This is a genomic window from Leclercia sp. W17, assembly GCF_003336325.1.
In the GTDB taxonomy this organism is placed as follows: domain Bacteria; phylum Pseudomonadota; class Gammaproteobacteria; order Enterobacterales; family Enterobacteriaceae; genus Enterobacter.
Map to the genome: position 1 here is coordinate 432,791 of NZ_CP031101.1, position 11,085 is coordinate 443,875.

Genomic DNA, 11,085 nt, shown 5'->3' on the forward strand with positions numbered 1-11,085 from the left:
TCTCCTTGTGCCAGCTGACAAATACAAGTCTAACAAATCATTAGCGGATTGCCATTGAAGAGAGACGTACGTCACAGAAATATAACCCTTACATATTATTGGGTTAAAAAGAAAAGGTGCTGAAAACAGCACCTTTGCAAGCGTCAGAGGAAGAAAGGACTTGGCTGGAATAAGCGCTCGACGTCGGTAATAAACTTTTTGTCTGTCAGGAACATAATAACGTGATCGCCCTGCTCAATACGTAGATTGTCATTAGCGATCATGACATCGTTACCCCGCACCACTGCACCAATGATAGTGCCCGGCGGGAGCTTAATCTCATCAATGGTACGCCCAACCACACGGGAGGTGCTCTCGTCGCCATGCGCCACGGCTTCGATAGCTTCTGCCACTCCACGACGGAGGGAAGAAACGCCAACGATATCCGCTTTTCGCACGTGACTCAGCAGGGCAGAGATAGTGGCCTGTTGCGGCGAAATCGCAATATCGATAACGCTTCCCTGCACCAGATCGACATAGGCTTTGCGCTGGATAAGCACCATAACCTTTTTCGCACCCATCCGTTTCGCCAGCATCGCTGACATGATGTTGGCTTCGTCGTCGTTGGTAACCGCAATGAAAAGATCAACCTGATCGATATGCTCTTCGGCAAGCAGCTCCTGATCCGATGCATCGCCATAAAAAACGATCGTATTTTGCAGTTTTTCTGCCAGTTCAGCGGCGCGCTGTTGATCCCGTTCGATCAATTTTACGCTGTAGTCTTTTTCCAGCTGCCGGGCCAGGCCAGCGCCGATATTACCGCCCCCGACCAGCATGATGCGCTTATAGGGTTTTTCCAGTCGCTGAAGCTCGCTCATTACCGCGCGGATGTGCTGTGACGCGGCGATAAAGAAGACCTCATCACCGGCTTCGACAATGGTAGAGCCTTGCGGACGAATAGGGCGGTCATGACGGAAAATCGCGGCGACGCGCGTATCGATGTGCGGCATATGTTCGCGCATCGTAGAGAGTGCGTTACCGATCAGCGGGCCGCCATAGTAGGCTTTTACTACCGCAAGACTGACCTTGCCTTCTGCGAAATTCACAACCTGCAGTGCGCCCGGGTATTCAATCAGGCGATAAATACTGTCGATAACCAGCTGTTCCGGCGCGATTAAGTGATCGATTGGCACCGCATCGGACTGAAACAACTTATCGGCGTCACGAACGTAATCCGGCGAACGTATACGCGCGATTCGGTTTGGGGTATTAAATAACGAATAGGCCACCTGACAGGCCACCATATTCGTTTCATCAGAACTGGTGACAGCAACCAGCATGTCTGCGTCGTCCGCTCCGGCTTCACGCAACACGCGTGGATGAGAGCCATGCCCCTGAACCACGCGCAGATCGAATTTATCCTGCAGGCCGCGCAGACGATCGCCATTAGTATCAACGATAGTGATGTCGTTATTCTCACCGACCAGGTTTTCTGCCAGCGTACCGCCTACCTGCCCCGCGCCCAGAATGATTATCTTCATATCTTGTGACCCGTTATCAACATCACTCTTTGATTAGCTTAGCGTAAAAGAAACCGTCGCCTTCTTCTGCCCCTGGCAGGTTTTGCTTGCCGGGCAGTTCTGGTGTGCCGGTCAGATGCAGGCGGGCATCAGGTGTGCGCTTCAGGAACGCAGCGATCTGCTGGCTATTCTCTTCCGGCAGAACAGAACAGGTGGCATAAACCAGCGTCCCGCCTGTTTTCAGATGCGGCCAGATAGCGTCGAGGATCTCTGACTGCAACTGTGCCAGTTCGTTGATATCCCGGCCGCGGCGCAACCATTTGATATCCGGATGGCGGCGGATAACGCCAGTCGCTGAGCAAGGGGCATCCAGTAAAATGCGATCGAACTGCTCATCCCCGCACCACTGCCCAGGGGTACGCCCGTCACCCTGCTTAACCTCCGCCTTCATACCCAGACGTTTGAGATTATCGTAGACACGCGAAAGACGCTGTTCGTCAACGTCGACAGCCATCACGTTCGCCTGTGGTGCGACTTCCAGGATATGCGTTGTCTTACCGCCTGGCGCGGCGCAAAGATCAAGGATCCGCTCGCCATTCTGCGGCTCAAGCCAGGTCATGCAACCCTGGGCTGAAGCGTCCTGAACGGTAACCCAGCCCTGTTCAAAGCCAGGCAGAGCATGTACCGGTGCAGGGGCCGCCAGACGCACTGCATCGCTGTATTCAGGATGAGGGAACCCGGTCATCCCGGCCTCTTCCAGTAGCGCCAGCCAGGCGTCCCGGGTGTGGTGATTGCGGTTAACGCGTAGCCACATAGGTGGACGCTGGTTATTGGCATTAATTAGCACTTCCCACTGCTCAGGATAGGCTTTTTGCAGACGCTTTAATAACCAGTCAGGATGCAGGAAACGTTTTTCCGTGCGGGCAAACTCAGCCAGTAATTCATCTTGCTGACGTTGGAACTGTCGCAACACGCCGTTGATCAACCCTTTCAGCTGCGGGCGTTTTACCGCAACCGCGCCTTCTACGGTCTCTGCCAGTGCGGCATGAGGTGGAATGCGGGTATGCAGCAGCTGATAGAAGCCGACCATGATCAGGTAGTGAATGACGCGTTGCTTGCCCGCCATCGGGCGCGCCATAAGTTTTCCGATCAGCCACTCCATCTGGGGTAACGTGCGCAGAACACCAAAGCACAACTCCTGAAGCAGCGACTTATCTTTATCGGAAACCTTTTGCTGTAACGGTGGCAGGACATTGCTCAGGGACTGACCCTGCTCGACCACTTGCTCAATCGCCTGTGCTGCCAGGCTGCGTAAATTTTGTTTTTTCATAACCGCAAAAATAAAAATGCCCGGAAACACCGGGCCTTAATTTGAGATGATCTCAGGCGAGACTGTTGCCAGGGGTAAACCATTCACGGCGGGAGTTAAGAAGGTCCTGCGCGCTCATGGCTTTTTTACCTGCTGGTTGTAAGGATTCCAGATTAAGGATCCCTTCAACTGTCGCGACCTGAATACCCTGTTTACTGGCTTCAATGATTGTTCCCGGTGCAGCGTGAGTTTGGCCATCAATCACGGAGGCCTTCCATACCTTCACCGGCTGTCCGTCTATCTCAAGCCAGCTCATTGGCCATGGATTGAAAGCCCGAATGCAGCGTTCAAGCTGAGCAGCAGGGAGAGTCCAGTCGAGGCGGGCCTCTTCTTTGCTGAGCTTTTCAGCATGGGTCACTAATGCTTCGTCCTGAACTTCTGGTTGAGCCCGATTCTCTGCAAGCTGTTGCAGTGTATCAATCAGCCCTTTTGGCCCAAGCTCTGCCAGTTTGTCATACAGGGTGGCACTGGTATCTTCGGCGGTAATAGGACAAGAGAGCTTATGCAGCATATCGCCAGTATCCAGCCCTACGTCCATTTGCATAATCGTCACGCCAGTATCGGCATCGCCAGCCCACAACGAACGCTGGATCGGCGCTGCGCCACGCCAGCGTGGGAGAAGTGAACCGTGGACATTAATGCAGCCCAGACGCGGCATATCAAGCACCGCTTTCGGCAGGATGAGGCCATACGCCACAACCACCATGACATCTGCATTTAACTGCGCAACCAGCTGCTGATTTTCCTGCGGCCGTAACGACGCAGGTTGAAAGACCGGTAAACCGTGCTCTTCAGCCAGGACTTTAACCGGGCTCGGCATCAATTTTTTACCACGGCCTGCCGGACGATCGGGCTGAGTAAACACGCCAACAACCTTATGACCAGACGACAACAGCGCGTCGAGATGACGCGCTGCGAAGTCAGGTGTTCCTGCAAAGATGATACGTAGTGATGTAGACACGTTATTCCTTGTATCCGGGGTCACATTAAGCGCGAGCGCGCATGCGATCCAGTTTCTCTACTTTCTGACGAATACGCTGCTGCTTCAGTGGAGAGAGATAATCGATAAACAGTTTACCGACCAGATGATCCATCTCATGCTGAATGCAGATGGCCAGCAGATCATCCGCTTCCAGTTCGAACGGCTTACCGTCGCGATCAAGCGCGCGGATTTTGACCTTTTCTGCACGCGGTACCAGTGCTCGCTGCTCAGGGATAGAGAGGCAGCCTTCTTCGATACCGGTTTCACCGCTTTTTTCCAGAAGCTCCGGATTGATTAATACCAGGCGCTCGTCGCGGTTCTCAGAAACGTCGATCACAATGATGCGCTGGTGAATATCCACCTGAGTCGCCGCGAGGCCGATGCCTTCTTCGGCGTACATCGTATCGAACATATCATCAATGATACGTTGAGTTTCTGCATTCACTTCTTTAACCGGCTCGGCGACTTTGCGAAGGCGCTCGTCCGGAATATGTAACACTTGCAAAACTGCCATATATTTCCAGAGTCGTATTCAGGAGTTGATAAGAATATAACCTCTATTCTAGACAAAACCCCCTCTGATTGACAGCATCAGTGACCAATCGCAAAGATTGCTATAGCGGCTTCTGGCAGGGGAAAGGATGACATCCACAGAGATTTGGCTACGCCTGATAAGCACGGGAGATATGTACGGCGATAAGATGGTGGCGATAGCGCAGCAGCTGCAGCGCGAACCCCATATTGATGGTGCTCTGCTCGTGGAAAGGGGGCTCACCCACAGGCAAAAGGAGAAGTTTTTATCGTTTTCACCGCGGGAGCTCGACCGCAGTATGGCCTGGCTGGCCGGACAGGACCATCATCTGATATGTGCGGATAATGCCCTCTATCCGGACCAGCTTCGCGCTATTGCCGATTACCCTGGGGCTTTGTTTGTTAAGGGGGACCTTTCGGTGCTGTCGAGTCTGCAACTTGCCGTGGTCGGCAGCCGTTCTCATTCCTGGTATGGAGAGCGTTGGGGCAAAGCGCTTTGTGAGCAGTTAGCCCAGGCGGGCCTGACGATTACCAGCGGGCTGGCCTGCGGCATCGATGGTATAGCGCATCGCGCTGCGCTCAACGTTAAAGGCAAAAGCGTCGCGGTGCTGGGCAACGGTCTGGCGGATGTCTATCCCCGCCGCCATTCGTCGCTGGCCATGCGTCTTGTTGAAAGCGGTGGTGCAGTGATCTCTGAGTTTTCACTCGCGACACCTCCCTGGCCAGGTAATTTCCCGCGACGTAACCGCATCATTAGCGGCCTCAGTCAGGGTGTGTTCGTTATCGAAGCGATGATAAGAAGCGGTTCTCTCGTTACCGCCAAATGCGCCCTTGAGCAGGGGCGACTCCCGTGACAACGGCAGAAGATATTTTGGAAACGTTGCAAAACGGACTGAACTGGCTGCCAGAGGATCCCAAAAATTGGCTTTATTCTTCAGATCAGGACCAGGTAGCATTGCCATTTCCTGAGCTCCTGGCTAACGTAGGAGATGAGGTAACACCTGTTGACGTTGTCGCTGAACGTGCCGGCCAACCTGTGCCAGTAACCGTAGCACAGCTACTCGAACTGGAGTTAGCAGGATGGATCGCAGCTGTACCCGGCGGCTATGTCCGATTAAGGAGGGCAAGCCATGTTCGACGTACTCATGTATTTGTTTGAGACTTACATCCATAACGAAGCTGAAGCACGCGTGGATCAGGACAAACTCACACGCGATCTCACCGATGCAGGTTTCGAACGGGAAGATATCTACAACGCGTTAATATGGCTGGAAAAACTGGCTGATTATCAGGAAGGCCTTGCCGAACCGATGCAGTTAGTTTCCGATCCACTGTCTGTACGCATCTATACGGCTGAAGAGTGTGAAAGGCTGGATGCCAGTTGCCGGGGATTTATCTTATTCCTTGAGCAGATTCAGGTGCTGAACCTCGAAACACGAGAAATGGTGATAGAGCGCGTCATGGCGCTGGATACCGCAGAATTTGAGCTGGAGGACCTGAAGTGGGTCATCCTGATGGTTCTGTTCAATATTCCAGGGTGTGAAAATGCCTATCAGCAAATGGAAGAATTACTCTTTGAAGTGAATGAAGGTATGCTGCATTAATTCATTGTGCAGCACCAAGAGTTGTTATGGCCAAATCAGCACTATTTACGGTGCGTAAACATGAGTCCTGCCCGCAGTGTGGGGCAGAACTTGTTATCCGGTCCGGTAAACACGGGCCGTTTCTCGGTTGTTCACACTATCCAGAATGTGATTATGTCCGTCCCCTGAAAAACCAGGCGGACGGGCATATTGTTAAGATTCTGGAGGGACAAGCCTGTCCGGAATGTGGCGGGGATCTGGCGCTGCGCCAGGGGCGTTTTGGCATGTTTATCGGCTGCAGTCGCTATCCCGAATGTCATCACACCGAACAAATCGATAAACCTGATGAAACAGCCGTAGCCTGCCCGCAATGCGGCAGCGGTCATCTCGTGCAACGCCGTTCACGCTATGGTAAGACATTCCACTCCTGCGATCGTTATCCTGAATGTCAGTTTGTTACCAATTTCAAACCAGTGGCGGGCAGCTGCCCTGAGTGCCATTACCCGCTACTTATCGAGAAAAAAACGGCGCAAGGTATGAAGCGCTTCTGCGCCAGTAAACAATGTGGAAAGCCGGTTTCGGCGGAATAAAAAAGTGAAGAATAACCTGCAGTCAGGCTCCGTTGCGCATGCAGTGGATGTGCTGAAAAATGAAGAAGTCATCGCCTATCCAACAGAAGCGGTTTTTGGGGTGGGATGCGATCCCGACAGCGAAGTAGCCGTAACACGTCTCTTAACGCTTAAACAGCGCCCGGTAGAAAAAGGGCTGATTCTCATCGCCGCCAGTTTTGAACAGCTTAAACCTTATATAGATGATTCTATGTTGACGTCAGCGCAGCGTGAAACCATTTTCTCCTCCTGGCCCGGGCCGGTAACGTTTGTGTTTCCGGCGCTGCCGACAACGCCTCGATGGCTGACGGGGCGTTTTGACTCCCTTGCTGTTCGCGTGACGGACCATCCATTAGTTATCGAACTATGTAATCGCTTTGGTAAACCGCTGGTCTCTACCAGCGCCAATCTGACGGGATTGCCTCCTTGCCGCACTGCAGAAGAGGTGTCAGCGCAGTTTGGCAGTGAGTTCCCGGTGGTCATCGGTGAAACCAGTGGTCGCCTGAACCCGTCAGAAATTCGTGATGCTTTGACCGGCGAACTTTTTCGCCAGGGGTAATCAGATGGAAGCGTACGCCGTTTTTGGTAATCCAGTTGCGCATAGCAAATCGCCGTTTATTCACCAACAGTTCGCACAGCAGTTGCATATCGATCACCCTTATGGCCGTGTGCTTGCACCCGTTGATGCCTTTGTGACGACGCTGGAGGCTTTTTTCGCTGGTGGCGGAAAAGGGGCGAATGTCACCGTACCTTTTAAAGAAGAGGCATTCGGGCGTGCCGATGAGTTAACCGAGCGCGCCTCTCTTGCGGGAGCTGTGAATACGCTCAAGCTGCTTGAAGATGGCCGAATTCTGGGAGACAACACTGATGGCATTGGCCTGCTGAGCGATCTGGAACGTCTGTCATTTATCAAACCTGGCGCGCGTATTCTTTTGATTGGCGCGGGCGGCGCGGCGCGAGGTGTGATTTTACCTCTGCTCTCCCTGGATTGCGCAGTAACCATTACGAATCGTACCTACTCCCGGGCAGAAGAGTTGGCTGCTCTGTTTGCCCACACTGGCAGCATTCATGCGGTTGCCATGGACGCGCTAAGCGGCCATGAGTTTGATCTGATCGTTAATGCGACCTCAAGCGGCATTGGCGGCGATGTTCCCGCCATTCCGGCGTCATTGATCAATGGACAGGTTAATTGCTATGACATGTTCTATCAGAAAGGCAAAACACCTTTTCTGAGCTGGTGTGAACGGCAAGGCGCAAAACGTGTGGCTGATGGGCTGGGGATGCTGGTGGGGCAGGCCGCGCATGCGGTGATGCTCTGGCACGGCGTGCTGCCGGAAGTGGAGCCGGTCATTGAAAAACTCAAACTGGAGCTATCGGCATGAACCAGGCGATCCAGTTCCCGGATCGAGAAAGCTGGGATGAAGATAAACAGGCAGTCTGTTTTCCCGCGCTGGTAAACGGCATGCAAATGATGTGTGCCATTGAAGCAGGGACGCTGGCGCGTCGTTTTGGTGACGGCCTGCCAATTGAGATGTTTCGTGAACATCGCTGGGATCTGGAAGAAGAAGCCAGCGATGCGATCCGCAAGGGTGACGAGGACGATCAAGGGTGGTTCTGGCTTTCCTGATCCAGATAGTCATTCTTCCATTTTACGTAGTTATTGGCTGAGTACTTTAACCCTTCTATTTCCGCTTCCGTCAGGGGGCGGATCTGTTTTACCGGACTCCCTAAATAGAGAAAGCCGCTCTCGAGCCGCTTGTTTTGCGGAACCAGACTACCAGCACCAATCATTACGTCATCTTCTACTACCACACCATCCAGTAAAATCGATCCCATGCCGACCAGAACGCGATTGCCGATCGTGCAGCCGTGCAACATCACTTTATGACCGACAGTGACCTCTTCACCAACGATCAGGGGATTACCTTCAGGGTTATAAGAAGATTTATGGGTGACATGCAGCACGCTGCCATCCTGAATATTGGTACGGGCGCCGATAGCGACGTAATTCACATCTCCACGAATGGCAACCAGCGGCCAGATGCTGACATCATCACCCAGTCGGACATCGCCAATGACCACGCTACTGCTGTCGATCATGACGCGATCGCCTTGTTTTGGGAAAAGATCTTTATAGGGACGGAGTACTGCAGACATATCAACCTCGACTGATGTGCATTCTTTTGATGACTGTGATCCTAATACGTAGCTTGATCAAGGGCCAGTTACGTCATTATTTGAGCATATCGGATGGGATTTCAGCGGAAAGAACGAAAAAAGAACAGTCAGAAGAAAAGATCGAAAAAATGCTTGTGCTAAAAACTGGGATCCCTATAATGCGCCTCCATCGACACGGCGGATGTGAATCACTTCACACAGACAGCCGGGCCGGTTGAGGAGAAAAGCGAAAATAATCGCTTGACTCTGAAAGAGGAAAGCGTAATATACGCCACCTCGCAACGGTGAGCGAAAGCCGCGTTGCACTGCTCTTTAACAATTTATCAGACAATCTGTGTGGGCACTCAAAGTGACATGGATTCTTAATGTCCTCGGACAATAAATGAATACCAAGTCTCTGAGTGAACACGTAATTCATTACGAAGTTTAATTCACGAGCATCAAACTTAAATTGAAGAGTTTGATCATGGCTCAGATTGAACGCTGGCGGCAGGCCTAACACATGCAAGTCGAACGGTAGCACAGAGAGCTTGCTCTCGGGTGACGAGTGGCGGACGGGTGAGTAATGTCTGGGAAACTGCCTGATGGAGGGGGATAACTACTGGAAACGGTAGCTAATACCGCATAACGTCGCAAGACCAAAGAGGGGGACCTTCGGGCCTCTTGCCATCGGATGTGCCCAGATGGGATTAGCTAGTAGGTGGGGTAATGGCTCACCTAGGCGACGATCCCTAGCTGGTCTGAGAGGATGACCAGCCACACTGGAACTGAGACACGGTCCAGACTCCTACGGGAGGCAGCAGTGGGGAATATTGCACAATGGGCGCAAGCCTGATGCAGCCATGCCGCGTGTATGAAGAAGGCCTTCGGGTTGTAAAGTACTTTCAGCGAGGAGGAAGGCATTGTGGTTAATAACCACAGTGATTGACGTTACTCGCAGAAGAAGCACCGGCTAACTCCGTGCCAGCAGCCGCGGTAATACGGAGGGTGCAAGCGTTAATCGGAATTACTGGGCGTAAAGCGCACGCAGGCGGTCTGTTAAGTCAGATGTGAAATCCCCGGGCTCAACCTGGGAACTGCATTTGAAACTGGCAGGCTTGAGTCTTGTAGAGGGGGTAGAATTCCAGGTGTAGCGGTGAAATGCGTAGAGATCTGGAGGAATACCGGTGGCGAAGGCGGCCCCCTGGACAAAGACTGACGCTCAGGTGCGAAAGCGTGGGGAGCAAACAGGATTAGATACCCTGGTAGTCCACGCCGTAAACGATGTCGACTTGGAGGTTGTGCCCTTGAGGCGTGGCTTCCGGAGCTAACGCGTTAAGTCGACCGCCTGGGGAGTACGGCCGCAAGGTTAAAACTCAAATGAATTGACGGGGGCCCGCACAAGCGGTGGAGCATGTGGTTTAATTCGATGCAACGCGAAGAACCTTACCTACTCTTGACATCCAGAGAACTTGCCAGAGATGGCTTGGTGCCTTCGGGAACTCTGAGACAGGTGCTGCATGGCTGTCGTCAGCTCGTGTTGTGAAATGTTGGGTTAAGTCCCGCAACGAGCGCAACCCTTATCCTTTGTTGCCAGCGGTTAGGCCGGGAACTCAAAGGAGACTGCCAGTGATAAACTGGAGGAAGGTGGGGATGACGTCAAGTCATCATGGCCCTTACGAGTAGGGCTACACACGTGCTACAATGGCGCATACAAAGAGAAGCGACCTCGCGAGAGCAAGCGGACCTCATAAAGTGCGTCGTAGTCCGGATTGGAGTCTGCAACTCGACTCCATGAAGTCGGAATCGCTAGTAATCGTAGATCAGAATGCTACGGTGAATACGTTCCCGGGCCTTGTACACACCGCCCGTCACACCATGGGAGTGGGTTGCAAAAGAAGTAGGTAGCTTAACCTTCGGGAGGGCGCTTACCACTTTGTGATTCATGACTGGGGTGAAGTCGTAACAAGGTAACCGTAGGGGAACCTGCGGTTGGATCACCTCCTTACCTTAAAGAACCTGCCTTTGTAGTGCTCACACAGATTGTCTGATGAAAATTAGCAGTAAAAATCTCTGCAGGCTTGTAGCTCAGGTGGTTAGAGCGCACCCCTGATAAGGGTGAGGTCGGTGGTTCAAGTCCACTCAGGCCTACCAAATTTGCAACGCAAATTTGAAGAGATTAACTACGATGGGGCTATAGCTCAGCTGGGAGAGCGCCTGCCTTGCACGCAGGAGGTCTGCGGTTCGATCCCGCATAGCTCCACCATCTTTACTGCACAACCTGAAAACTTCAGAGTGTACCTGCGAAGGTGCGCTGCGAAGTTTTGCTCTTTAAAAATCTGGATCAAGCTGAAAA

The 11,085-nt window shown here is 52.6% G+C and carries 10 protein-coding genes, 2 tRNA genes, 1 rRNA gene and 1 pseudogene; 9 read left to right on the top strand and 5 right to left on the bottom strand.

The genetic code is table 11. The features are described 5' to 3' along the window. Window positions 1-143: 143 nt before the first annotated feature. The 4 genes from trkA to def are packed head-to-tail and all read right to left on the bottom strand — an operon-like array spanning window position 144 to window position 4,364. Complete coding sequence (trkA, locus tag DVA44_RS02190; protein WP_103177260.1) at window positions 144-1,520, bottom strand: Trk system potassium transporter TrkA; 1,377 nt, start codon at window positions 1,518-1,520, stop codon at window positions 144-146. 22 nt (window positions 1,521-1,542) lie between these two features. Then, window positions 1,543-2,829, bottom strand: a complete 1,287-nt coding sequence (rsmB, locus tag DVA44_RS02195; RefSeq protein WP_114388363.1) for a 16S rRNA (cytosine(967)-C(5))-methyltransferase RsmB — start codon at window positions 2,827-2,829, stop codon at window positions 1,543-1,545. 52 nt (window positions 2,830-2,881) lie between these two features. Next, on the bottom strand, window positions 2,882-3,829 hold the full coding sequence (fmt, locus tag DVA44_RS02200) for a methionyl-tRNA formyltransferase (protein ID WP_114385634.1): 948 nt from the start codon (window positions 3,827-3,829) through the stop codon (window positions 2,882-2,884). A 25-nt stretch (window positions 3,830-3,854) separates the two neighbouring features. Continuing rightward, window positions 3,855-4,364 (bottom strand): peptide deformylase, encoded by a 510-nt coding sequence (gene def / locus DVA44_RS02205; protein ID WP_103825484.1) that lies wholly within the window; start codon window positions 4,362-4,364, stop codon window positions 3,855-3,857. Between the two features lie 127 nt (window positions 4,365-4,491). On the opposite strand from def, the pseudogene dprA reads away from it, so the two are divergent. The 6 genes and pseudogenes from dprA (at window position 4,492) to DVA44_RS02235 (ending at window position 8,199) form a co-directional block, all read left to right on the top strand. Further along, a pseudogene (gene dprA, locus DVA44_RS02210) lies at window positions 4,492-5,540 on the top strand (DNA-processing protein DprA). Beyond that, the gene (smg, locus tag DVA44_RS02215) at window positions 5,512-5,985 is read left to right on the top strand and encodes a DUF494 family protein Smg (RefSeq protein WP_039032055.1); all 474 of its coding nucleotides are present in this window, start codon (window positions 5,512-5,514) and stop codon (window positions 5,983-5,985) included. Before dprA ends, smg begins: the two are co-directional and overlap by 29 nt. Window positions 5,986-6,011: 26 nt before the next feature. Further along, window positions 6,012-6,554 (top strand): type I DNA topoisomerase, encoded by a 543-nt coding sequence (locus tag DVA44_RS02220; RefSeq protein ID WP_114316550.1) that lies wholly within the window; start codon window positions 6,012-6,014, stop codon window positions 6,552-6,554. 4 nt (window positions 6,555-6,558) lie between these two features. Then, window positions 6,559-7,131, top strand: a complete 573-nt coding sequence (tsaC, locus tag DVA44_RS02225) for an L-threonylcarbamoyladenylate synthase type 1 TsaC (protein WP_103825486.1) — start codon at window positions 6,559-6,561, stop codon at window positions 7,129-7,131. Between the two features lie 4 nt (window positions 7,132-7,135). Next, entirely contained in the window at window positions 7,136-7,954 is an 819-nt protein-coding gene (aroE, locus tag DVA44_RS02230; protein WP_114385635.1) for a shikimate dehydrogenase, read from the top strand. Next, window positions 7,951-8,199 carry a DUF1488 domain-containing protein gene (locus DVA44_RS02235; protein ID WP_103825488.1) on the top strand — a complete coding sequence of 83 codons (249 nt, stop codon included), beginning with the start codon at window positions 7,951-7,953 and terminating at the stop codon, window positions 8,197-8,199. The genes aroE and DVA44_RS02235 overlap by 4 nt, the downstream gene beginning before the upstream one ends. Here DVA44_RS02235 and DVA44_RS02240 read toward each other — a convergent pair. Then, window positions 8,175-8,729: a gamma carbonic anhydrase family protein gene (locus DVA44_RS02240; RefSeq protein ID WP_103177253.1), complete on the bottom strand. Its 555-nt coding sequence runs from the start codon at window positions 8,727-8,729 to the stop codon at window positions 8,175-8,177. The genes DVA44_RS02235 and DVA44_RS02240 overlap by 25 nt on opposite strands. A 469-nt stretch (window positions 8,730-9,198) precedes the next feature. Between DVA44_RS02240 and DVA44_RS02250 the strand changes: the two genes are divergently transcribed. The 3 genes from DVA44_RS02250 (at window position 9,199) to DVA44_RS02260 (ending at window position 10,995) form a co-directional block, all read left to right on the top strand. Beyond that, a 16S ribosomal RNA gene (locus tag DVA44_RS02250) occupies window positions 9,199-10,737 on the top strand. 69 nt (window positions 10,738-10,806) lie between these two features. Continuing rightward, window positions 10,807-10,883, top strand: a tRNA-Ile gene (locus DVA44_RS02255). A 36-nt stretch (window positions 10,884-10,919) separates the two neighbouring features. Beyond that, a tRNA-Ala gene (locus tag DVA44_RS02260) sits at window positions 10,920-10,995 on the top strand. Window positions 10,996-11,085 lie beyond the last annotated feature (90 nt).

Coding starts and splice junctions, on each gene's coding strand:
- rsmB (WP_114388363.1), bottom strand. CDS start 2,829: ATGAAAAAACAAAATTTACGCAGCCTGGCAGCACAGGCGATTGAGCAA.
- DVA44_RS02220 (WP_114316550.1), top strand. CDS start 6,012: ATGGCCAAATCAGCACTATTTACGGTGCGTAAACATGAGTCCTGCCCG.
- smg (WP_039032055.1), top strand. CDS start 5,512: ATGTTCGACGTACTCATGTATTTGTTTGAGACTTACATCCATAACGAA.
- DVA44_RS02240 (WP_103177253.1), bottom strand. CDS start 8,729: ATGTCTGCAGTACTCCGTCCCTATAAAGATCTTTTCCCAAAACAAGGC.
- aroE (WP_114385635.1), top strand. CDS start 7,136: ATGGAAGCGTACGCCGTTTTTGGTAATCCAGTTGCGCATAGCAAATCG.
- trkA (WP_103177260.1), bottom strand. CDS start 1,520: ATGAAGATAATCATTCTGGGCGCGGGGCAGGTAGGCGGTACGCTGGCA.
- def (WP_103825484.1), bottom strand. CDS start 4,364: ATGGCAGTTTTGCAAGTGTTACATATTCCGGACGAGCGCCTTCGCAAA.
- DVA44_RS02235 (WP_103825488.1), top strand. CDS start 7,951: ATGAACCAGGCGATCCAGTTCCCGGATCGAGAAAGCTGGGATGAAGAT.